The organism is Marixanthomonas ophiurae, from assembly GCF_003413745.1.
GTDB classification, from domain to species: domain Bacteria; phylum Bacteroidota; class Bacteroidia; order Flavobacteriales; family Flavobacteriaceae; genus Marixanthomonas; species Marixanthomonas ophiurae.
Map to the genome: position 1 here is coordinate 463,744 of NZ_QVID01000001.1, position 22,316 is coordinate 486,059.

Annotated in this window: 26 protein-coding genes; 5 read left to right on the top strand and 21 right to left on the bottom strand. The window is 36.1% G+C overall.

The features are described 5' to 3' along the window. Positions 1–109: 109 nt before the first annotated feature. From DZ858_RS02015 to DZ858_RS02025, 3 genes are all read right to left on the bottom strand, one after another. Positions 110–871: a TIGR04283 family arsenosugar biosynthesis glycosyltransferase gene (locus DZ858_RS02015; RefSeq protein WP_117157903.1), complete on the bottom strand. Its 762-nt coding sequence runs from the start codon at positions 869–871 to the stop codon at positions 110–112. Between the two features lie 64 nt (positions 872–935). Further along, positions 936–1,739, bottom strand: a complete 804-nt coding sequence (locus tag DZ858_RS02020) for a DUF547 domain-containing protein (RefSeq protein ID WP_117157904.1) — start codon at positions 1,737–1,739, stop codon at positions 936–938. Positions 1,740–1,774: 35 nt separating this feature from the next. Continuing rightward, a complete protein-coding gene (locus DZ858_RS02025) occupies positions 1,775–2,659 on the bottom strand; it encodes a sterol desaturase family protein (protein ID WP_117157905.1) in 885 nt (294 codons plus the stop codon). Positions 2,660–2,759: 100 nt separating this feature from the next. Between DZ858_RS02025 and DZ858_RS02030 the strand changes: the two genes are divergently transcribed. After that, complete coding sequence (locus DZ858_RS02030) at positions 2,760–3,188, top strand: YybH family protein (RefSeq protein ID WP_117157906.1); 429 nt, start codon at positions 2,760–2,762, stop codon at positions 3,186–3,188. A gap of 75 nt (positions 3,189–3,263) precedes the next feature. Here DZ858_RS02030 and DZ858_RS02035 read toward each other — a convergent pair whose 3' ends face one another. The 8 genes from DZ858_RS02035 to hemW are packed head-to-tail and all read right to left on the bottom strand — an operon-like array spanning position 3,264 to position 10,247. Beyond that, complete coding sequence (locus tag DZ858_RS02035; protein ID WP_117157907.1) at positions 3,264–4,259, bottom strand: metal-dependent hydrolase; 996 nt, start codon at positions 4,257–4,259, stop codon at positions 3,264–3,266. Further along, a complete protein-coding gene (locus tag DZ858_RS02040; protein ID WP_117157908.1) occupies positions 4,259–6,031 on the bottom strand; it encodes a MutS-related protein in 1,773 nt (590 codons plus the stop codon). Before DZ858_RS02040 ends, DZ858_RS02035 begins: the two co-directional genes overlap by 1 nt. An 8-nt stretch (positions 6,032–6,039) precedes the next feature. After that, positions 6,040–6,399: an MmcQ/YjbR family DNA-binding protein gene (locus tag DZ858_RS02045; RefSeq protein WP_117157909.1), complete on the bottom strand. Its 360-nt coding sequence runs from the start codon at positions 6,397–6,399 to the stop codon at positions 6,040–6,042. Positions 6,400–6,401: 2 nt separating this feature from the next. Beyond that, a complete protein-coding gene (locus DZ858_RS02050; RefSeq protein WP_158548340.1) occupies positions 6,402–7,361 on the bottom strand; it encodes a transglutaminase domain-containing protein in 960 nt (319 codons plus the stop codon). After that, entirely contained in the window at positions 7,351–7,977 is a 627-nt protein-coding gene (locus DZ858_RS02055; protein ID WP_117157911.1) for a DUF4230 domain-containing protein, read from the bottom strand. The genes DZ858_RS02050 and DZ858_RS02055 overlap by 11 nt, the downstream gene beginning before the upstream one ends. 1 nt (position 7,978) lies before the next feature. Continuing rightward, positions 7,979–8,332 carry a DUF4260 domain-containing protein gene (locus DZ858_RS02060; RefSeq protein ID WP_117157912.1) on the bottom strand — a complete coding sequence of 118 codons (354 nt, stop codon included), beginning with the start codon at positions 8,330–8,332 and terminating at the stop codon, positions 7,979–7,981. Then, positions 8,333–9,079 (bottom strand): cyclase family protein, encoded by a 747-nt coding sequence (locus DZ858_RS02065; protein ID WP_117157913.1) that lies wholly within the window; start codon positions 9,077–9,079, stop codon positions 8,333–8,335. It lies immediately after the preceding gene. Positions 9,080–9,122: 43 nt separating this feature from the next. Beyond that, a complete protein-coding gene (hemW, locus tag DZ858_RS02070) occupies positions 9,123–10,247 on the bottom strand; it encodes a radical SAM family heme chaperone HemW (RefSeq protein WP_117157914.1) in 1,125 nt (374 codons plus the stop codon). 95 nt (positions 10,248–10,342) lie between these two features. Between hemW and DZ858_RS02075 the strand changes: the two genes are divergently transcribed. Continuing rightward, entirely contained in the window at positions 10,343–11,413 is a 1,071-nt protein-coding gene (locus DZ858_RS02075) for a transporter substrate-binding domain-containing protein (protein WP_117157915.1), read from the top strand. A 6-nt stretch (positions 11,414–11,419) separates the two neighbouring features. Here DZ858_RS02075 and DZ858_RS02080 read toward each other — a convergent pair whose 3' ends face one another. Together DZ858_RS02080 and DZ858_RS02085 are read right to left on the bottom strand one after the other, a co-directional pair. Then, a complete protein-coding gene (locus DZ858_RS02080; RefSeq protein ID WP_117157916.1) occupies positions 11,420–12,115 on the bottom strand; it encodes a geranylgeranylglyceryl/heptaprenylglyceryl phosphate synthase in 696 nt (231 codons plus the stop codon). Next, the gene (locus tag DZ858_RS02085) at positions 12,115–12,756 is read right to left on the bottom strand and encodes a 4'-phosphopantetheinyl transferase family protein (RefSeq protein ID WP_117157917.1); all 642 of its coding nucleotides are present in this window, start codon (positions 12,754–12,756) and stop codon (positions 12,115–12,117) included. Before DZ858_RS02085 ends, DZ858_RS02080 begins: the two co-directional genes overlap by 1 nt. A gap of 92 nt (positions 12,757–12,848) precedes the next feature. Between DZ858_RS02085 and ahcY the strand changes: the two genes are divergently transcribed. The 3 genes from ahcY to DZ858_RS02100 all read left to right on the top strand — a co-directional run bounded on the left by ahcY (position 12,849) and on the right by DZ858_RS02100 (position 16,025). Next, on the top strand, positions 12,849–14,165 hold the full coding sequence (gene ahcY, locus DZ858_RS02090; protein ID WP_117157918.1) for an adenosylhomocysteinase: 1,317 nt from the start codon (positions 12,849–12,851) through the stop codon (positions 14,163–14,165). 160 nt (positions 14,166–14,325) lie between these two features. Continuing rightward, positions 14,326–15,321, top strand: a complete 996-nt coding sequence (locus tag DZ858_RS02095) for an alpha/beta fold hydrolase (RefSeq protein WP_117157919.1) — start codon at positions 14,326–14,328, stop codon at positions 15,319–15,321. 44 nt (positions 15,322–15,365) lie between these two features. After that, a complete protein-coding gene (locus DZ858_RS02100) occupies positions 15,366–16,025 on the top strand; it encodes a transglutaminase domain-containing protein (protein ID WP_117157920.1) in 660 nt (219 codons plus the stop codon). Positions 16,026–16,100: 75 nt separating this feature from the next. Here DZ858_RS02100 and rpmA read toward each other — a convergent pair whose 3' ends face one another. From rpmA to mutY, 8 genes are all read right to left on the bottom strand, one after another. Further along, positions 16,101–16,364, bottom strand: a complete 264-nt coding sequence (gene rpmA, locus DZ858_RS02105) for a 50S ribosomal protein L27 (protein WP_117157921.1) — start codon at positions 16,362–16,364, stop codon at positions 16,101–16,103. A gap of 21 nt (positions 16,365–16,385) precedes the next feature. After that, positions 16,386–17,135: a 50S ribosomal protein L21 gene (gene rplU / locus DZ858_RS02110; RefSeq protein ID WP_117157922.1), complete on the bottom strand. Its 750-nt coding sequence runs from the start codon at positions 17,133–17,135 to the stop codon at positions 16,386–16,388. A 121-nt stretch (positions 17,136–17,256) separates the two neighbouring features. Then, positions 17,257–17,712: a DUF4199 domain-containing protein gene (locus DZ858_RS02115; protein WP_117157923.1), complete on the bottom strand. Its 456-nt coding sequence runs from the start codon at positions 17,710–17,712 to the stop codon at positions 17,257–17,259. A 60-nt stretch (positions 17,713–17,772) separates the two neighbouring features. Beyond that, complete coding sequence (locus DZ858_RS02120) at positions 17,773–18,645, bottom strand: DMT family transporter (protein ID WP_117157924.1); 873 nt, start codon at positions 18,643–18,645, stop codon at positions 17,773–17,775. A 70-nt stretch (positions 18,646–18,715) separates the two neighbouring features. Next, a complete protein-coding gene (gene gldD / locus DZ858_RS02125) occupies positions 18,716–19,267 on the bottom strand; it encodes a gliding motility lipoprotein GldD (RefSeq protein ID WP_117157925.1) in 552 nt (183 codons plus the stop codon). Then, entirely contained in the window at positions 19,264–20,595 is a 1,332-nt protein-coding gene (locus DZ858_RS02130; RefSeq protein WP_117157926.1) for a gliding motility-associated protein GldE, read from the bottom strand. Before DZ858_RS02130 ends, gldD begins: the two co-directional genes overlap by 4 nt. Positions 20,596–20,640: 45 nt before the next feature. Further along, positions 20,641–21,123: a single-stranded DNA-binding protein gene (locus DZ858_RS02135; RefSeq protein ID WP_117157927.1), complete on the bottom strand. Its 483-nt coding sequence runs from the start codon at positions 21,121–21,123 to the stop codon at positions 20,641–20,643. A 53-nt stretch (positions 21,124–21,176) separates the two neighbouring features. Next, on the bottom strand, positions 21,177–22,244 hold the full coding sequence (mutY, locus tag DZ858_RS02140; RefSeq protein ID WP_117157928.1) for an A/G-specific adenine glycosylase: 1,068 nt from the start codon (positions 22,242–22,244) through the stop codon (positions 21,177–21,179). Positions 22,245–22,316 lie beyond the last annotated feature (72 nt).

Sequence of the window (22,316 nt, forward strand, 5' to 3'; positions counted from 1 at the left end):
TTGGTTTGAACTATTAAAATACAACCAACTAAATTAGTTCAGTGTTTAGAAAATCATAAAATTTTCAGGAAGAAATCTTGAAAGGAGTAATGAAAAAGAATCTAAAAAATTATTTATCTACAAAAGCTTCTCTTGGAGATTCTATGGAAGTCGCCTTTACCTTTCTATTTTGCTTAATATGTTTGTTATAATACGCCAGCAATTCGTTTGCATCGGCTCCGAACCACTTTTTAACGTAGATGGTCCAGAAATGATATTGTATGTACCAAACGCCTTTTTCGCGGTATAACCGTGCTGAGGAAGTCAGTTTTTTATTGATAACTATAAACTTATTACGTTCGTACAGTTCGTTTATAAGAATATTGTCTTCGTAAATTATAAAGCGCTCATCATAACCGCCTATTTCATCAAATAATTCACGAGTAATAAACTGACTTTGATCGCCTCCACGGCATGCGCGCCAACTAAATTTTGTTAACCAGCTTGCTAATTGCAACCACCAATGGTTGCTGTCAAACTGCATCCTGAAACAACCTGCGGGATTGCCTTTTTCCACTTCGGAACGTATTAATGCATCGTAATTTTTAGGAGGAAAAGAGTCGGCGTGTAAAAAATAAAGAATGTTTCCAGAAGCCACATTCGCTCCTGCGTTCATTTGTTTAGCACGTCCTTTTTCAGAAGAAATTAATTGAATACTAAAATCACTTTCAGCTACAATTTCTTTTACTAGTTGTTGTGTTCCATCGATACTGCCACCATCGACAATTATAATATCTGATATATATTCTTTTGAAGCATTTTCAACTAAATGGTTGAGTAAAACAGCTATAGATTGCGCTTCGTTTAAAACGGGGATAACAATACTGATCATAGGCTAAACTTACGAAATAATTAGCCCGGAAGTTTTTTCCGGGCTAATTTACTTCAAACAAATATTATTTCTGTTCATTTAAATTCCAATCGTATTCTTTAAAACTAAAGGTCGCCCTTGGGTTTATTTCCGTTTTACTATATTGGTTTACATACCCAATTACATCTGTTTTTCCACTGTACTTAAAATCCTTTGTATAAAAATCGAAAATCTTAGATAGTTTTGGATCATTTGCGGTAATCTCGTTTTTATCACTATTAATAAAATCTTTGGTCACCCTATCCAATTGTTCATTGATTTTTGAAGCCGTATAGGCTTCATCTAATAATGGAGGACACGAAATTGAAGCACAGTTAATCGCAAAGTGAATACGAGGTTCGTTCATTTTACGCAAAACGCCATTTTCTATACCTCCCAATGAAAGCTCTCTATCTCCTATTGGTATAAAACCTTTAGTAAAAGCACCATCAATATCCTGAATACTTTTTGTTGGATAATTGTTCAATATAAGATCGACCGTATACGCATTGTATAAGTTAATGTAATACGCCAATAATTCTTGTACACTCCAATCGTTGTTCGGTTCTGTTGACGATAATTTTTGAAGGTATTTGTTTAACGCTTCACGGTCGTTTTTAAAACCTTTATAGTCAACAAGACCTTGGCTGTTTACGTGCTTTTTTAAGAGTCTATCCCAATCTGAATGATCAAAATTTACTGTAGAATTTGCGGTAGTGGAAACTAAATCCCCTTCTACTTTCTTAGTTGGTTGTCCTTGACTTGTCAATCCTGCTGCTGAAGTTAAATTGCAACTTACCAATGAAACAGAAATAAGTAACAGTGTGACAACTTTAAGTATAATTTTCATAATTTTTGTGTTTGTACCCTTATATACGGGCAATGTTATTTTTTGGTTTTAATAGGATATATACTTTGATGAATGAATTTTTGAGGAAAGTGTTCATCACCATCAAAGCCTAATTCTATATCCCTTCCGTCGTGCGGAATGTGGTTTGTTTCAAAAAGATAGTCCCAAATACTTAAACTAAGCCCGTAATTAACACCGTATTTAGTATGTTTTGGCAAAATTTTAGCGTGATGCCATATATGCATCTTCGGGTTATTAAGCACATATTTTAAAATTCCGTAGTTCCATCCTAAGTTCGCATGGTTAAGGTGACCAATGGTTAAGGCAGTAAAATGAACAATCGCCACATCGGTAATATCAAAGCCGCCAATAATCGCCAACGGAATGTACAAAATGGATTTATAGACTACCGGTTCCATCCAGTGATAACGCAAATGAGCTGCGAAACCCATCTCTTTTACGGAATGATGGACTTGGTGAAATTTCCAAAGTATAGGTACTCGGTGTAACAATCTATGGGTGTTCCATTGTACAAAATCTGACACCAAAAAGAAAATCAATAATCCCAATCCATACGGTAAAGCATCTACGTTTAGCAATTCAAAATCTGAAACTTGCAATCCAATTAAACCGAGGAAATCATTAAAAAAAGCTTCAGCGGTGTTTGAAAGGAAAATGAGTACGATCAGGTTCAGCAAAAAGAAATTGAAGAACATATAGAATGTATCCAACCAAAAGTCTTTACGGAATACTTTCTGGTTTTTTCGCCACGGAAATAGCAGCTCCAATAACCAAACGACTACCGAAACGATAATAAGCCCGTAGAAATAGTTTTCCCAATGAAAACGGGTGATTTCATCTAACAAATAGTTGAAATACCCAATATATGAATCCTTAAATATCTGAATATACTTTTCCATAAGAAATCTATCCTACTTGTCGGATTTGTAGCTGCAAAATTACAGATTGTAAAAGTAAAATGGGAATTGTGTATCTTTATATTTCTCTGAAACTATTATTATGAAAAATATTTTTCTTTTAAGTATCCTCTTCACCCTAACCACAACCTTTGCTCAAACCGAAGCCGAAGACAAAGCCGCCATTTTAAAGATCATGAAAACCCAAGAAAAAGCTTGGAGCAATAATGATCTCGAAGGTTTTATGCAAGGTTATTGGAAAAGCGATTCTCTTAAATTTTACGGTAGCAACGGACTCACCAAAGGTTGGCTACAAACGCTGGACAACTATAAAAAAGGATATCCCACGAAAGAACATTCCGGTACGTTAAACTTTACTATTAAAGATATTTCAAAAATCAGTGATGAAAGTTATTGGGTAATGGGCGAATACTTTTTAAAACGAAATGTAGGCGATGCCAATGGCGTGTTTATGATTATTTTTAAAAGAATTAATGGCGAGTGGAAAATTGTAGCAGATACGAGTTGTTAAACAGAGTTGGTAGTTGGTAGTTGGTAGTTGGTAGTTGGTAGTTGGTAGTTGGTAGTTGGTAGTTGGTAAAGAAAATCAATTTCCCTTTACCCGTTCCCAAAGATCAGCCAACAATTTTTTAGCATCATCTCTATTTTTAGGTTCTTCAATCACATTCAATCCTCCTAAAGTTGGCTGTAATTGATAGCTAAAAGCGTATTTATCCGTTTGTGGATCTACGCTCAACAAACCAAAACGTAAATCGTTAAAATAGGTAACGTTGTTCTTTTCTGAAATAGCATACCATCCGTTAGAAATTGCAATGAGACGCTGTACTTTATTTTCATTCTTTAAATCTCCCAACGCTGCATGGTTTTTAGGATGCCTATAAAATTGGATAGGTTTGCTATCAAAAAAAGAGTAATCGCCAATTAAAAAAGCATCGTCCACCTCAACATTGGCCGTCCAAAGAATCGTGTTAAACGGACTCGGTTTGGTTTCAATAGCTTTGTAAGCGATGTTTTGTTCGTCTAAGGCGTTAGTAAACTTATGATAGGTAATTCCTTTTAAAATCAACGTGATTACCATATAACCACTACTAATTAATATGCCCGCGTTATTTATTTTACGTCGGTTTTCAGTTCCCCTTTTTAGGAAAGCTGCCCAGATCACGCACACTAAAAAGGGTAGTGTATATAAAGGATCGATCACAAAAATGTTTTTATACGCCAGGCGAAGATCGAAAGGCCAAAAAAGCTGGGTTCCCCAAGTGGTATGTGCATCGAGCAAGGGATGGGTTATAAAACACATAAACCACAACCAATACCACTGTTTAAACGTAGCTCGTTTTTCGTATAACGAAGTAAGCCAAGCAAAAAAACCTCCAAAAACAATTGAAAACACAATGGAATGCGTAAAACCGCGATGAATTTCCAACGCAGTAACAGTATCTACAAAATTACTGGATAACACATCTAAATCTGGAATGGTGCCGGCGATGGCTCCGTACAGCATCGCTTTATTCCCCATGGTTTTTCCAAGGGTGGCTTCCCCTACGGCGGCGCCTAATACAATTTGGGTTAACGAATCCATTAATCAACAATTTCCATTTTCTTCAATAGAAAAGAAGCGTTCATATTTTGACAAATCCCGGGCTTGAAGGTGTAATCAAAATACAATTCATCATCTTCTATTCGGGCATCAAAAAAGTAGTTTTTTACTTGCGGGATGCTTTCAGAAACTTCACATAAACTTAAATCGTGTGTTGCAATAATTCCAGTGGCACTTCCAGCTACTAATTTCTCCACAAACTTTTTAGAACCAATCGCTTTATCCGTACTATTCGTGCCTTTTAATATTTCATCCAGTATAATAAAATAGCGGTCGGTTTTTATTTCTTCAACGATAAATTTTAATCGCTTCAGCTCACTGAAAAAGTAGGATTCGTCATCCGTTAAACTATCCGTCGTTCGCATACTGGTAATGAGTTTAATGGGTTGGTAGGTCGATTTTGTGGCACACACCGGAAGCCCAACATTCGCCATCACAATTTGCAGGGCAACAGTCCGCAAAAAGGTACTTTTCCCAGCCATATTGGCACCGGTGACGATGAAAAACTCTTCCGAAGCAATTTTAAAATCATTGCGCACCAACTTGTCAGGATCTAATAATGGATGCCCAGCACCATCAGCTTGCAGCTGCGTAGTTGATGATGCAATAGTCGGGAAAACGTGATGTGGGTGGTTAAAAACATAGTTTGCAAAGGTGTTGTAGGCATCGAAAAAAACAATGCTGTCTATCCATTTTGAAACGTGTTCACTATGTTCTGAAATCCATTTTTCGATATTGTACGATTGCCGAAGGTCACGTAACATAAAACCATTAGCCACAACACCCACCAATAGGTTACTACGTTGATCCAGCGAATCGAGGTGCTTTGCAAATTGCTTTAAGATGGTAGAAGCTTTTGCGGTATCACTTACAACCGTTTTCTTTTTTTCTGAAAGTAAACTACTGCTGAAATCTTCCGTTTCAATCTCTAATAACAACTTATGAAACTGCTCAAACGTACTTTGGATTTTAGCTGTATGCTGCGATAAATCGTTTACTTTTTTTAAATAGCGGCCACTAATGATAAGACCTAACAAAAACCAGCCAAACACAATATAACCCGAAATAAATCCTGAAAAATAGGTCACTAAAAGTCCTAATGAAATGATAGAGAAAACGGTGGAACCCGCTTTTATCCAATTTGGCACAAACGATTTGTAGTTGGCTAACCAATTTAAAACAGTAGCAGCCGACACTTCAGTTTTTACCAACGAAGCAACCGCTGAAAAATGCTGTCGCCAGGTTGCTTTTTTAGCCAATTCTTGAATAGCTTCTTGTTTCTTCGGGATATTTTCAATTTCGTTTTCGGTAAGCAAATGGGCTAAATGGTCTGAACCACTTTCCAAAGCCGTTCTATTGATATATTGATAAAAAGAACCTCTTCCGAACAAATCGATATCCTGACTATAATAATGTTCCGGATTTTTATACTTTTCTCCGTCCGGTAAATGATGAAAAGCCCTATTCAAGACCTCCAATTCTACATTATTGGCTTCAAACAAGGCTTTCGTTACATCGCGTTTGTATTGTAAATTACTATGTCGGGATACTAAAAACACGAACAATGCAATGCCACCTAAAATTATGGCAATAACAAACTTTGTGTTTCCGAAAGTGAAATAAACGCCGGCACACAATGCCAGAAACACCAACAATCTAAACGTTCCGGAAAGGGCGAGCTGATTTTTAAGGGTTTTAAGGGTTTCGGTATGTTTGGTTATTTGTTCTTTATAAAACGATTCGGGTTTCTTCATTTTTCTTTTTATAGCTTTTCTAATTCCGCTTGTAATTTTTTTGTTAATCCTTGCACTACCAAATTATAGGAATGATCAATTAATTCTAATAGCAAGTCAGCTGGAATGTTGCGTTCCAATTCGACGGTGTTCCAATGTTTTTTACTCATATGATAACCGGCAGTGATAAGTCCATCATATTCGGCTCTCAATTCTATGGCGCGTTCTGGGTCGCATTTTAAGTTGGCGGTAGCGGGCATTTTTTCCAAAGCGCATAATGCAAACATTTTGTCCATTACTTTAAACACCAACACATCTGGACCAAATGGAAGCGATTCAGTTACACCTTTTTTTGACAGACAATACTCTCGGAATGCTTCAATGTTCATACCTAATCAATTTTATAGCCTAATGCTGGTTGGTCGTCAAAATAGATTAAAAGTGTTGAAGCACCTAATTGCAAGGGAATTTTAAATGTAATGAGATTTGCTTCTTTTTTAATTTCTGAAATAGCAATCGGCTCCTTTCCAAAAGAATATGAAATATTTGAAGGATTACTATTTCGGATTTGAAAATCAATATACCCATCGTCATCTTCCGAAGAAATAATCCCTGTCAACGGTTTTTCTACATCTTCCCTTCGTAGCGTTTCTGGAATGATAATCGGCATATTCGCAAACACTTCTTTTGAAATTACAGTATCTATCAGCGCATCTTCATAAATCGCTGGATAATGCGTTTTAAAAAACAGTTTAGGCGGCGTTTTGTAGTAAAAATACGTTGGCTCTTTTATAAACTTCCCGTTGTATTTTCCAGCTCCCCACGTGGGGTCGAATATATACTGATCTCCATCAATGGTGGCGATATTCCACATGTGGTTTTTCTTAAAAGGGCGGCCAATATCATTAAAACTGGCTTTGGTATCACCACGCACCAAATAGTTTTCAATTCCCTGTAACTCACATAAACGCTCAAAAAGCATGGCATAGCCTTCACAAACAGCGATTCCTTTTTGTAGGGTGCGTTCAATTATTTTTTTTCGGGTGGCTTCTTCCTTTTGATTTCGCTCTCTAAAATTTTTAAAGTTATAGTTGAATTTTTTGTATTCCGAAGGTTCATAAGCCACATTGTTTATAATCCAAGTGTAAATGGCCCGGACTTTATCTTCTTCGGAAGTGAAATCACGCGAAATAAACTTTGAAAGCTGCTCGGGATTGTTAAAACTCTTTGGATATAACTGAATGGTAGCAGCTACTTGCTCGTAGTTTTGAGCTGCTACTGAAAATGAACCGCTTACAATTAGCAAACAGAAAATCAAAAATTGCACATATAAAGGAAGTTTACTTTTCACTTCTTTCTGAAATTTTTTCCTGAGCGTTGCGATCGCTTTCCAAAGCCGAATAATCCAATTTCCAATTGATGGTTTCTACCAATTTTTCCATCAGTTTTATCGTTTCCATCGCTTGATTGGAAGCTTCGAGTAACAAACCACTACTTGGTACTTTATCAACTATGTGTTGTTTGGCTTCGCGGTTAATATCGGTTAAGTCGGATGACGTAAACGGGTTTGCCCACCCTTCGCGTTTGTCGTAATATTTAAAGTCGGTTTCAATGGTCATCAATTCTGGTTGGGGGAAATTGGTCAACGTGATTGTTTTATTTTTGGTGTCGGCATTCATATTAATCTTCGTAAGGTCGAACCCCACGTGAGCTTTCGCTTCAATTAAAATAAGTGCTTTTTTCTTTCCTAAAATCACGTTGAGCCATTTATCCTTTACGCTTTCGTAATGGTAAATTTCAGAAAAATCGCCTTCCACCGTAATAAATTTACAGACACTGCGAATACGCTCCATCAATACCACCGATTGTGAATGTACTTTCTCTTTTTTTCGAGAGCCCACAAACCATGAGAAAATGAAGTACGCCACTACAGCTCCAACAGCCAGACCTATAAAAAGTAATTCCATATTAATTGTTTCCTATGCTTCCTAAATGTGTGTTTTTAAAACTGTCTGGATATTTTAAGCCATACCCAAAAATCCGATCCATCGCTGAATGGGAAAACAAAATAACACCTATTAAGGTACAAATTTCGCCAAAATAAAGCATTCCCACTACAATTAATAGGATTGCGATTGCTTTATGATGAAATAAATTATACGTTATCGCTCCTATTTTGGTGTTAATCGCATAGCCAATCATACCAATATCGGGCACTAACAATAAGGCTGGAAAAACCCACCACGAAAATTCCAATTGCGAGAACAAGAAGATCCCAAACATAAATTGGGCAAACTCCTCAATTTTAAGTGTTGTTTTCATTTAAATAAAAGTATATAAAACCGGTTTACTCGGCGACGCATCGTTATGAAATGAAGCGATTTGTAGGTTTAGCAAATAACTGCCGTCTTTAACTTGGTTGGGCACATAAATAAATTCGGTTATGGTTGCTTCGTGTCTCGGGCTTTCAGGATAATTCCAAAATGCTTTGTGTGCTAGCAGTTTTCCCTCGTCTTTTTCTTTATCAACTGAAGGCAAGTCTATCAACAGATGCTTCACTCCTTTTTCACGAAGCAACAACGCAGCCTCTTCGTGTAAATACGGCCAATTGGTATTTGACCATTGCTTTTCTTTTTTTTCTGAAGTATTCGGTAAGGTTCTAATGATAACAGCTTCGGGGTTTTTGTTTTCAAGAGCCGATTTTATTTCGCACGCCGGAATTATTTGATCATCCCCTATTTTTTCTGGAACGAGTGAAATTACTTCCGCCGAAAAAAAGAACGTTTTCAAGGCTTCATTCACTGAAAGAAATTCTTCTGAAATATGCCCCACACATTCGGTGTGTGTACCGTGGGCATGTGGATTAAAAGCAATGTTATTAAAGTTCACCGAAGCGCCTTCGCTAACCTTCGCTACCCAACTTTCCATTTGGACTGGTTCAATTGTAGGCGGTTGTAAATACCATGCTTCTGGGTTTTTTTCTGAAGCCCGTAACGGAATCGAAAGGTCTAGAGGCTTAGAAAGATCGACTGTTTTTAAAACTCCGTCTATGTTAAAAGTAGCTCGCAAATGCTTGGTTTTTAAAAATGTAATATACGATTCTATTGTGAGATTAATCTGTTAAAAACAAATCGGACGCAATGCCATCACTTAAAAACTTCCCTTTTTTTGAAACTTTAAGTGAATCCTCTTCTATAAATAGCAAATCCTTCTGTAAATGCTGAGTCGCTTGCTCCAAAGCGTATATTTTATATTTTTTTCCGAAGGAATTTTCTAATTTTTCTAAGGAAACACCCCATTTGGTTCGCAAACCAGTCATAATATATTCGTTGTAGCGATCTTTTACGGAAAGTGTTTCCTGCTCTTGCGGAAGTTCTCCAGCGGTAATTGCTTGTATATATTTGGTGTTGTTGGCAACATTCCAACTACGGATTTTACCATCAAAACCGTGTGCCGAAGGGCCAATACCCAAATACGGTTTTCCTTGCCAATAAGCCGTATTGTTTCGGGAATAATAACCAGGTTTTCCAAAATTTGAGAATTCGTAGTTTTCAAATCCTGCGGTTTCGGTTTCTTTAAGTAACGTTTTGTAATGGGTTTCCGCAACGGCATCTTCAACGGGCGGAACGATTCCTTTCTCTATAAATTTTTTCAAGGCTGTTCTAGGCTCAACCGTTAAGGCATAACACGACAAATGCGGAATATCCAATGAAATAGCAGTGTCCAAATTCTGCTTCCACCGTTCGTTGGTCATTCCCGGAATGCCGTAAATTAGGTCGATACTTATGTTGTTGAAATGTTTTTTTGCTTCTTCAATACATAAAAACGCTTCTTTTTCATTGTGGGCGCGGTTCATGAGCGTTAAATCTGATTCAAAAAAAGATTGAACGCCAATGCTTAACCGGTTAATCTTACTCTTCGCTAATGTTTCAATTCGGTCTTTTGTTAAATCGTCCGGATTGGCTTCAAGGGTGATTTCAGCATCGGTAGCTATTATAAAATGCTTTGATATCGTTTCAAAAATCTGCTCTAATTCTTCCAAAGTAAGCAACGACGGTGTTCCGCCGCCAAAATAAATGGTCTGGACGATTTCAGTAACTTCTTTTTTCCGAAGAATTAATTCTTCACACAACGCATCGACCATCGCTCCTTTTTTCTTTATCGAAGTTGAAAAATGGAAGTCGCAATAATGGCAAGCCTGTTTGCAAAAAGGGATATGTAGGTAAATTCCGCTCATTCAGTACTAAAAAAGGTTCTGTTATTGTTTTTGACAAAAATACGCTATATTTTATGGCAGACCTTACGGTAGCTTTATAAACACAATTCATCTTTATGATTAAGAGAACCATCTATTTTTTATTTTTTATCATTGGTATTTCCGCTTCAGCGCAAACAACACAAGACACTACCTCATTACGGGTTGGTATTGCTGGCTCTGCTCCTTTCTACATCAATAATGAAAAACCAGAAGGTATTATTTCAGATTTGTGGCGAGAAATCGCTTTTAATATCGATAGACAATACACGTATAAAAAATACGCTTCGGTCGAAGAAGGCATGCAAGCCACTACAAATGGTGATATCGATGTGCTCATCGGGCCTATTACTATTAACTCTCTGCGAGCAGAAACCGTTAGTTTTTCACATCCATTTTATGATACCGAACTCGCTATTCTAGCTCCGGTATTAGAACTCACTTTTTGGGACCATTTAAAACCGTTTTTATCATCTACTTTCTTATACGCAGTAGGGTTATTATTGGTTATCTTAACTATTGTAGGCACTTTATTTTGGTTATTAGAAGGACGGAAATACCCCGATGAATATGATAAGCACCCAATTAAAGGAATTGGCGGCGGAATTTGGCTAGCGATTGTAACTATGACAACTGTTGGGTATGGTGATTATGCCCCTAAAACAATACCAGGACGGTTTTTAATAGGCGCTTGGATGATTATTTCGTTAATAATGGCAACTTCTTTTGTTGCTGGTATTGCGACTACATTTACTGTTACTAGTCAGCAGGAAAAAACCATTAAAAGCTTAGCTCAATTAGAAGGACAAAAGATTGCTACACCGAATTACGATAAGGTGCTTAATCAAGTGCGCAATGTAGGTGGAAACCCAGTACCTGTAAAGAATGTAAATGACGCGTATAAATTACTCTTGAATGAAGAAGTAGATGCTGTTTTATATGATGTGGTTCCGTTGGAATATGTTTTTAGCAACAAAGAGAAGAAGAATTTTGAACTGACGAAACGAAATATTCAACCGCAACATTATGGTTTTATATTTCCGCTGAACAGTCCTTTGCGAAGACAAGTAGATTTACAGATTATTCAGTTACGTGAAGACAATGAGATTGAAGATATCGTTACACAATGGATTAATACGAAGAAATAAGCTACCTTATTTTTCAAAAGCTGTTCCCATTACTACTAAATCGGCTCCGGCGGTATAAGCCGTTTGTTGTTGCGTTTCGGTTTTAATACCGCCACCTACAATAAGTGGAATATTGACGGCTTTTTTTACTTCGGAAATAATAATTGATTTTACCGGGTTAATTGCTCCACTTCCGGCTTCTAAATAGATTAATTTGGCACCCATAAATTCACCTGCAATTGCAGTATGTACTATTTTTGAAGTATTATTTTGCGAAAGTGGCTTTGTATTGCTTACCCGTGCTACGGCAGATTCTGTGCCGCCATCCACTAGAATATAACCAGTAGGAATTACTTCAAGTTTTGATGCTTTTAGTTTCTCAACCGCTTTTAATTGTTGGCCTACTAAATATTCTGGGTTTCTACCCGATAACAAAGACAAAAATAAAATGGCATCTGCAAACTCGGTGATTTGTGTGTGGTCACCTGGAAACAAGATTACAGGCAACTGAGAATGATTTTTTAGTGCTTTTACGGTAGCTTCCGTATGGCCATTAGCATCTGTACTGCCACCTACAAATAAATGTGTGGTTTCTGTTGGCAGTTGTTGAAGAAAAGAAGCGGTTTCAGAAACAGTAAATTTATCAGGGTCTATTAAAATGGCAAGGCTTTTCCTCTCTTCGGAAATAGCTTTTAAAATACTTTCGTAATGATAGTGTTTCATTACCTAATCTTTTCAGAGATTAACGCATAGGCGCAGGTAAACCCTTCAAATTCTAGAAACCATACTTTATAGGTTTCTTCTTTATCTTCAAAAGAAACTTCGGCGGTAGAATGCATATCATCGAAGCGGAAATCTTCCACATAAACGTGTTCTAAAAAGCTTACGCCTTTTCGGGCAAAACTCTTGTACAATGATTCTTTTGCACCCCAAACCATCGTCAATTTTCGCATTACGGCATCATCGTTAGCTAGGGTTCTATATTCTTCAATCGGGGTAAATTTATGGGCAATTTTTAATATTTTTTGACGTTGCTTTTCAATATCAATCCCCACTTCTTGATCACTGATTATAATCGCCGAAAAAATAAAGGAATGGGTAATGGAGATATGTTTGTCATCCGTTAAATGCGGCTTGCCTTTATCATCATAATACAGATCGTGATCGGTATAACCAGCAGCAGCCAATAAATGACGAACGCTCATAAATCCGCGACGGTGTAGGTCGCTTTTCATACCATCTACACGCTTTCGACAATGATTGGTAAGTGAGATTCCATCGGAAAGAAATTCGTAGGATTCCTCTATCTTCCAAATCAAGACCTTAGTCGTTTTATTTACTGTTATAGTTTTGTAAAGTGGCATAAACGTTTACTAGATATTATGTATTTTTGCAACCTGAAAACTGAGCAATATCAGTTAGCAGAAAAAAAGATTGTTAATCCAAAGATAAGAATATGTCAACGAAAACAGTGCCTTACACGGCGTATAAAGTAAAAGATATTTCCCTAGCAGATTGGGGACGTAAAGAAATTGAACTAGCAGAAGCAGAAATGCCAGGTTTGATGTCGTTACGTGAAGAATACAAAAACGAGCAACCGTTAAAAGGTGCCCGTATTGCCGGATGTTTGCACATGACCATACAAACTGCGGTTTTAATTGAAACCCTTATTGAATTGGGAGCCGAAGTAACTTGGAGTTCTTGTAACATTTTCTCTACACAAGATCAAGCTGCTGCTGCTATAGCTGATGCTGGAATTCCGGTATACGCTTGGAAAGGAATGACCGAAGAAGAATTTAACTGGTGTATTGAACAAACGCTTTTCTTTGGGGAAGATCGCAAGCCATTAAATATGATTTTGGATGATGGTGGTGATTTAACCAATATGGTTTTTGACAAATATCCTGAACTAGCTTCTGGTATTAAAGGACTTTCTGAAGAAACAACTACTGGTGTGCACCGTTTATACGAGCGTATGAAAAATGGAACCCTTGTTATGCCAGCAATTAACGTAAACGATAGTGTTACTAAAAGTAAGTTTGATAACAAATATGGATGTCGTGAAAGTGCTGTAGATGCGATTCGTCGTGCTACCGATGTTATGCTAGCTGGAAAACGCGTTGTGGTATGTGGTTACGGTGATGTAGGTAAAGGTACCGCTGCTTCTTTTAAAGGAGCTGGAGCTATTGTTACCGTTACTGAAATTGATCCTATTTGTGCATTACAAGCTGCAATGGACGGTTTTGAAGTGAAAAAACTGGAAACTGTTGTAGGCAATGCAGATATTGTAATCACTACTACTGGAAATAAAGATATTGTTCGTGGTGAGCACTTTGAAGCAATGAAAGACAAAACAATCGTTTGTAACATTGGTCACTTTGATAATGAAATTGCTGTTTCTTGGCTAAAAGAAAACCACGGAAACTCTCACGTAGAGATAAAGCCTCAAGTAGATAAATATACGATTGACGGTAAAGACATTATTTTGTTAGCGGAAGGTCGTTTAGTAAACTTAGGTTGTGCTACCGGCCACCCAAGTTTTGTGATGAGTAACTCGTTTACAAACCAAACGCTAGCGCAGATTGAATTGTGGAAAAATACAGATCAATACGAAAACAAAGTGTATATGCTTCCAAAGCATTTAGATGAAAAAGTAGCGAAATTACACTTAGAAAAAATTGGTGTAGAATTAACCAATTTAAGCGAAGAACAAGCTAAATACATTGGTGTAGAAGTAGAAGGCCCATTTAAGCCTGAGTACTACCGATACTAGATGCTAGACTGCGCTCTTGCGCTGTTAGAAAATAAAAACCCTCACAGATATTGTGGGGGTTTTAGTTTTTATAGCCTAAATTATCTTAAGGTCTACTTAAAACTTTCACCGTTACAACTAGCTTTTATAACTTTATATAGATTTAATTTAAAACACACTTATGAAACTTAAAGTAGCTATCCTCACCTTATTTATATGTTTTAGTTCGTATGCTCAAAAAGACGATATAAAGCAACTGGATATTGTACTGAGTAATTATGAATATCCTTTTGAAGTTGATTATATCAACCTTGACATTCAGCAGCAAGAATTAAAAATGGGTTATATGGATGTTACCCCAGATAATTATAATGGTAAAAACATTCTATTGTTCCACGGAAAAAACTTCAATGGCGCTTATTGGGAAACTACTGCTAAAGCACTTCTAAAAGATGGTTTCCGAGTTATCATGCCTGATCAAATTGGGTTTGGTAAATCTTCTAAACCAGCACATTTTCAATATACATTTCAGCAGTTAGCAAAAAACACAAAACAGCTTTTAGATACTTTAGGAATTTCAGAAACAGCAGTTTTAGGGCATTCTATGGGAGGTATGTTAGCCACTCGATTTGCCCTAATGTATCCTGAAACTACTGAAAAATTAATTTTAGAAAACCCAATCGGATTAGAAGATTGGAAGTTAAAAGTTCCTTACCAGTCTATAGATTGGTGGTATAAAAATGAATTGAAGAAGGACTACCAAAAAATTAAATCATACCAAAAAAGTAATTATTACGATGGAAAATGGAAGCCTGAATATGATGAATGGGTTAATTTATTAGCTGGATGGACTCTAAGCCCTGACTATGAAACCATAGCTTGGAATGCAGCCTTAACGTATGATATGATTTTCACACAACCAGTGGTTTATGAATTTAAAAATATCAGTAGCCCAACACTGTTAATTATCGGAACTCGTGATAGAACAGCTTTAGGAAAACCATTAGTAAGCGAAGAAGTACGAAAAACGATGGGTTTATATGACAAACTTGGGAAAGCGACGCAAGAAAAGATCCCTAATTCAAAATTAGTTGAGATTGAAGATATTGGGCATTTACCACATATTGAAAGTTTTAATAAGTTTATTACACCGTTAATTCAGTTTCTAAAAGAATAAATTAAACTATAAGTCGTTTTATAGCAAAAGACTATCCTTCTGCTATGCTTAGACAAATTATAATTGCTTTATTAATAAGTTGTTTTTCGGTAGGGAACAGTTATTCACAGATAGGTGATGTAATTAATACGCGCACTGCTTATAAAAGAACAGCTCCTGTACCGAAAGCAACACACATTGACACTAAAAACCTTGCAAAGCAGATTACCAAAAATAGTCGTACAGATTTTGAAAAGGCACAAGCTATTTTTTTATGGATAGCAAGTACTATTGAATATGATAATGAACTTCGTACCGATGCTACCCTTCAGAAGTCTATTTACACTTCAGAAAAAAACGTACTTAAAAATGTATTGGAGCGCAGAAAAGCACTTTGTGGTGGTTATGCCTTTTTATACAAAGAAGTTTGTAGACAAGTAGGCATTGAAAGCCAAGTAATACACGGCTATAGTAAAAAATATTATCGTGTTAGTAGAAGGAAACAAGTTGACCATACTTGGAACGCCGTAAAAATTAACGGAAAGTGGCGATTATTGGATCTTACCTTAGCAAGGAGCCAGCGAAAAAATAACATACCAAACATGTATTGGTTTGACACAAATCCTGACTTTTTTATAAAAACACATTATCCTGAAGAAATACAATGGACACTTATTCATAACCCTATCTCAAAACGTAAATTTGAAGAGCTTCCTTCGAGATAAAATTATCAGCTTTATCTATAAACAAAAAACCCTTAGTTTTCACTAAGGGTTTTCTAAATATGTTATAACTATTACTTACGCTTCTGCACTAGGTACAATAGAAACGTACGATTTGTTATTTCTTTTCTTGGTAAATTTTACAACACCATCAACTTTAGCATGCAAAGTATAATCTTTACCTGCATAAACATTATCAGCTGGGTGATGCTCCATACCACGTTGTCTTATAATGATATTTCCTGCAATGGCAGCTTGACCACCATAAATCTTAACACCTAAGCGTTTCGATTCTGATTCTCTACCGTTTTTGGAACTACCAACACCTTTTTTGTGAGCCATGGTTAAAAATTTTTGTGATTACTATTTATTTTTCAATAACGCTTTAGCTTGTTTTACCCACTCTTCAGATTCTATCTTTTCGCGAGTAATACCGTCTAATGCAGAAAGCTCATCTCTATCGGCAGCTTTCAATTTACTGATTTGTTCGTAGGAGTAAATACCTACTTCGTTTAATCTTTTTTCGTAAGCTGGTCCAATTCCGTTGATTTCTTTCAAGTCATCAGCGTCAGCTTTTGTAGCAGTACCAATACTGTGAAGTACTTTATCGATGTCCATTTCGATGTCGCTATCTTCAGCTCGGTGTTCTGCACGTGTTACCAAGTTATCACTTACCTCTTCTTCTTTTTTAGATTTAGGGGCAGCTTTTTTTGGTTCTGCTTTTTTAGTTTCAGCTTTCGCTTTTACTGGAGTTTCTTTTTTAGTTTCTTCTTTTTTAGCAGAAGATTTCTTTTTAGCTCCAGAAGAAGCAATGCTTTCAATTACGATTTCAGAAAGGGCTTGTCTGTGACCGTTTTTAACACGGTAACCTTTTCTACGTTTCTTTTTGAAAACTATTACTTTATCACCTTTAAGGTGCCTTAAGACTTTTGCTCCAATAAGAGCTCCGTCTATAGCCGGGGCGCCAACAGTAACATTGTCTCCGTCACCAATAAGAAGAACATTGTCAAAATCGACTTTCTTTCCTTCTTCTGTGGCTAAACGGTTAACAAAGACTTTTTGGTCTTTCGCAACTTTAAATTGCTGCCCTGCTATCTCTACAATTGCGTACATAGCGTATCGTTTATGATATTAATTTATTTAAAGCTTTTCACTATAAAAAGCCCGCCTATTTTTAAGGCGGGTGCAAATATAATTCTAATAATTTAAAAACACAACCTGTTTTTAGAGTAATTTACATAGTATTTCGCTTACCCTCAGGAGTGTTCCACGAGTCTTTTAAAAGTTGCATAAATGCCAAGGTTAACACTAAAGAAGTAGAAACCCCCATCATAACGATTGAAATTATTAAAATAAGTGTTCCCTTATTGAAGTTCATGTTCCAAGAGTCTAATATGTTGTGAGCAAACTCTGTATCAAGTTCAAAGATATAAAGAGACATGAAAATAGTAAAAATCACGGTCGCTATGGCTCCAGCTGCAAATCCAACTTCAAATCCTTTAGCATAATCAAATTTAGGAGTATCTGCTTTGTATTTTTTTAAGGCCAATAATATTCCAGCTCCATAAATTACTCCATTAGCAGCACTCAAAACAGGATATTGGTGTAAACCAAACAATTTCAATAACAAAAAATAAACAATTAGTGCCACTGCAATTATAACTCCGTATCGTGAATAAATTTTAAACATAATAGTTGGTTTAGATTTTAAAGCTACTGAAAGTTACAAAATATTCTTCTAAAGAGTTTGTTAACTTTTCTTTGAAAGGAGCACGCCAACTAAAATAACTGCTGCCGCAAACAACTGAAATAGACTAAATTGCTCACCATCCAAGACTCCCCAACATAAAGCAATAATAGGGATGGTATATGTTACTGAAGAAGCAAAAACCGGTGTACTCATTTGCACTAAGCTATTAAATAGAACCTTTGCCAAGCCAGTACCAATGACTGATAAGATTAATAAATACCCTAAGGAAGGATATAATTCTTCAGACTGCAATGTAGCTTCAGAAAAAAAGTCTGAACTAATTAAAACAAGGATGGCTGGTACAATAATTACTGAAAACTGTCCCGCGGTAATAGCCAATGCGGAAACATTTTGAAGGTGTCGTTTTATAATATTTACATTACATGCATAACAAACCGATGCGCATAGTATTAACCCGGCATACCAATAATTTTGTTTGGGGTTTACCTCACTACCACTCCAAATAAGAAGAAAACTCCCTAAAAGCCCTACTATAACACCTATTAATTGATTTCTAGTAAAACCAATACTAAAAGCAAGAGCCCCCAAAAGAAGCGTCATTATAGGCGTAGTAGAATTTAAAACGGAAGCAATAGCACTATCAATTTCAGTTTCGGCAAAGGCAAAGAGAAAAGCAGGTATAAAGGTTCCTAAAAAACCAGAAATAGCAATCCATTTCCATTCTTTCTTTTTTATGGTTTTTAATTTTCTGAAACCGATAATCAACAAAAAAATAGCAGCAAACAAGGAACGAAGCGCCCCCAACTGAAGTGGCGTTAACCCTATTAATGCTTTTTTAATAAGAATAAATGAACTACCCCAAACCACCGAGAGGATAGCCAAATAAATCCATTTTTTATCAATGCCTTTCATGCTTCAATTTTGAAGCGGCAAAGGTCGGGAAATTGGGTGGATTTTTACACCTTTATAAGTTCAAAAGAAATTACTTCCACTCCATCGTTTCCATCAACACTCTAATATCCTCCCGAAGATACATGGCTGCTGGATAAATAGAGTCGAAATTAGGTTTGGCCTTAAAATATAAGGAACCAGTGATAAAATGGTTTATACTATCGGTTACATAAAACTGTGATTGTGTTGCGGCATTACCATCAATCATGTAAAACATCCCATACACCTTGTTTATAGAATCCACCCTCGGCTGTTCTAAAATGCTATTGGCTTTTATAGTATGATCGTAGGTGAGCTTTTGAGCATCGTACAACAACGAATCAATATTATTATTTTTGATAGATTGATAGGTTAGATATACAGTAGCTTTCATATCTGGATAGTCAACATCAAGGTTACAGCCGTCAGTAGTATCTAACGTAGCATTGGTGTTCATTTTAAAAGAAAACGGACAATCAATAGCCACTTTTTTATAATTATTTTTCGGGTACTCTAATCTTAATTTTGCAGCAGGTTTTACAACCACCTCTTCATTACAGGCTATTATTAAGAAACAAAGGAAAAGAACTGCTAAAAACCTCATATATTGATAGAAAGTTTAATCTGTTTAATACGTTTATTTTCGAACGCTTCAATAGTAAACGAATAGCTATGGAAGGTTATTATTTCGTTTTTCTTCGGAAATCCTTTTGAAATTTCTAATAAGAAGCCTGCAAGGGTCTCGGCTTCTCCTTTTTCAGATTCAAAAACTTGTGGATCTTCGACACTAATTACTTTGTAAAAATCCTTTAACGGAGTTTTACCCTCAAAAACATAATTGTTTTCGTCCAATTTAGAAAAAACCAAATCTTCATCGTCAAACTCATCACTAATTTCACCCACGATTTCTTCAATAATATCCTCTAAAGAAATCAATCCGCTAGTTCCTCCGTATTCATCTACTACAATAGCAAGATGCATTTTCATTTCCTTGAACTCATTAAGCAAATCATCTAGTTTTTTATTTTCGGGTACAAAATATGAATCGCGTTTTAAAGATTTCCAATCGAACGTCTTTCTGTCTATATACGGCATTAAATCTTTTACATATAAAATTCCTGTAATATTATCAATGCTATCTTTATAAACAGGAATGCGGGAGTAACCGTTTTCCATAATGTGCGGCATTATCTCCTTATAGGACAACTCTTCGTTAAGGGCAAAAATATCCATTCGCGGCTTCATAACCTGTTTAGTGTCAGTATTTCCAAAAGTTACAATACCTCTTAATATTTTTTGTTCTTCATGAGTAGTGTCGGCTTCACTTGTTAAATCTAATGCTTGCGATAATTGATCAACACTAATATTTGCTTTTTGTTTACCAAACCGATTGTGTATATAAATAGTAGTACTACGCATAGGCAAACTGAGTGGCGAAAATACTTTGTCAAGCACCTGCAGTGGGTACGCCATGAACAACGAAAAGCTCACTTTATTTCGACTAGCATATATTTTTGGTAATATTTCACCAAACAATAAAATTAAGAAAGTGGCTACTCCAATTTTTAAAAGCAACAATAGACTTAATTGAAAAAAATAAAGGTTTATCGTATAATCAATCCCGCTAAACCAACTATCGCTCAGTGATTCAAACAACAACACAATAGCTATATTTATAAGATTATTGGCTATTAAAATAGTAGCTAATAGTTTTTTAGGACGATTTAATAGCCTTTGGACAATCTCCAGTTTTTTTGAAGCTGCATTATTCTCATCAGCATCAAAATCGGTTGGAGAAAGTGAGAAAAAGGCCACCTCTGCACCAGATATTAATGCCGAACATAGTAGTAAAACCACAAGTATGGCAATACCGGGTATTTCAGTATAACTTAGTAATGCAGTAATAAATAAACTCGGGGGTTCCGGATCCAAAATTATATGTTAGATTAAACTTGAAAGCTTATATTTCCCTTTATTCTAAAAAGGAAGGTCATCCTCTTCTTCACCAGCAGGTTGTTGAGATTGCTGCGGTTGATTTTGACGCTGTTGCTGCCCAGAATTGGTGTTATTTGAGTGACTCGCACTTTTGTTTTGAGGCATCGCACCACCTCCTTCAGATTCGTTTTTAGGACTTAAAAATGTAAAATCTGTACATTGTATTTCGGTGCTATAACGATCGTTCCCGCTATCATCTTGCCATTTACGGGTTTTTATCCGCCCTTCTATATAAACCTTGTCTCCTTTTTTAAGATATTTTTCGCAGATTTCAGCACCTTTATTACGCACGACAATATTATGCCATTCGGTATTAGAAACACGCTCACCAGTATTACGATTGGTATACGTTTCATTAGTTGCTAGAGGGAAACGCCCAATGCTTCCACCACCTTCAAAATAATGCATTTTCACTTCATCGCCCGTGTGCCCAATTAGCATCACTTTATTTAATGTTCCACTCATAATTATTGTATTAATTTACAAAGGTATATATAGTTTTAAAGATAGCGAATTTTTCAGTTTTTAAAAACCGAAAAGTTTGAAATAAAATTATTAATCAAGACTGGCACAGCGTATTGCTCTATTTCTGAATAAGGAATAGTTTTTTGTTTTATTTGTGAAACTTCAACAATCCAAAAACGTGTAAAAAGATGCTGGTGTGATAATTTATGCACTACTGAAGTTTCATTATACAATGAAATGGAATCTATTTCTATTTTTTCAGAAAAACATTTAAACGATTCTAATGCTATCAATTCTTTTTCTGAAACCTCCTTTTTACTTTCAAGTAAGGGAAACTCATACAATTGTTGCCAAATTCCTTTCCCGGTTCGTTGATTAAGAACAGTTTCACCGTTTTCAGAAAGTAATACCATATAATTAAAGTAACGTTTTTTTATTTTATTTTTTTTCAATTTTACCGGGAGAGAGGAAACCAAATCTTTATTATAAGCTTCGCAGCGCTCATTAAATATACAAATTTCACATTGTGGGTTTTGAGGCACGCAATACCGAGCACCAAATTCCATAACAGCTTGATTGTAGGTCCCCGGCTGTTCTCTATCAATTAATTGTTGCGCAAGGTTTTTAAATTCTTTTTTTCCGGTAGTACTATTTATAGGTGTAGAAATTCCAAAAACGCGAGACAAAACACGATACACATTACCATCTACCACCGCTTCGGGATCGTTAAAACAAATAGACGCAATGGCACTAGCCGTATAGTCTCCTACTCCTTTTAACTCCAAAAGACCCTTGTAGTTTGTAGGAAAGTTTCCGTTTAAATTTTCTGAAATATATTGCGCCGATGCATGTAAATTTCTGGCACGTGAATAATATCCTAACCCCTGCCATAGTTTCAATACTTTTTCCTGTGGCGCTGCAGCAAGATCGAAAACGGTTGGAAACTCCTCAATAAAGGTTAAATAATATGGTAAACCTTGTGCTACTCGTGTTTGCTGAAGTATAATTTCACTCAACCAAATATGGTACGGATTAGTAGTTTTTCGCCAAGGCAATTCTCGCTTATAATCTAAGTACCACGCTATTAGTTTATTACGAAAAAAAGTTGTATTTTCTGGCATCTAGCAAAAATAGGGTATATCTGTTTATATTTTAACCAATTAAGGTTTGAGTATTTGATTTTAAAATTGTTA